Source organism: Bacillus sp. 05T31, assembly GCF_056396725.1.
This window is the reverse complement of record NZ_JBFTMA010001136.1, coordinates 1-831: the sequence shown is the minus strand read 5'-3', so window position 1 is coordinate 831 and position 831 is coordinate 1. Positions and strand designations below refer to the sequence as shown.

General features: G+C 42.7%; 1 protein-coding gene. It reads left to right on the top strand.

Going from position 1 to position 831, the window contains the following annotated elements:
• Positions 1-831, top strand: an 831-nt coding sequence (locus tag AC1DJR_RS31920) for a serine hydrolase domain-containing protein (protein WP_477004458.1), incomplete at both ends; no start/stop codon positions are given.

The following is an 831-nucleotide window of genomic DNA, read 5'->3' as shown; positions in this document are numbered from 1 at the left end:
CATCAAAGGAGTCCCAAGTGTCATAGCTGGCGGGTTACAGAACGGGAAACGCTGGTCTTACGCTACAGGTACAGCCAGTTATGAAGTACCACACCCGGTGGAGTCCAATTTTTCATTCCGTATTGGAAGTATTTCAAAGACTTTCACAGCGTCCGTTGTATTACAGTTGGCTGACGAGAAAAAATTGAATCTGGATGATTCGGTTGAAAAATGGCTACCAGGTGTCATAAAAGGTGAAGGGTATGATGGCAACAAAATTACGATCCGTCAGTTATTGAATCACACAAGTGGGCTTGCTAGCTATACAGATTTGGATTTCCGAGATATTACTTTGCCTCAAAATCCATACCGTTACTATTCCATCGATGAGCTTATCGACCTTGGACTTTCAAAGCCACCTGTATTTGCACCAGGGAAGGGCTGGAATTATTCCAATATGAATACTGTACTAGCCGGTCAAATTATTCAAAAGGTAACAGGAGAAACGTATGCGGAGCAGATCAGGAAACGGTTTATCATACCGCTTGGAATGAAAGGGACATTTGTGATGGGAAATAGTCACGAAATTCCGGGTAAGCATGCCACAGGATATAATATGGATAGATCGGGTCATTTGTATGATTTAACAGAAATGAATCAATCATGGGCAAATGCGGCGGGAGATATAGTCTCAACAGTTAATGATTTGACTACCTTCTTCAGTGCGTTGTTGGGCGGGAAGCTTCTGACTCAAGAGATGATGGACCAGATGCACACAACAGTAGATGGACCTTTTGGTAAAGTCGGACTAGGGATTTATGAATTTAAAACAGCGGATGGGCAATCTTACTG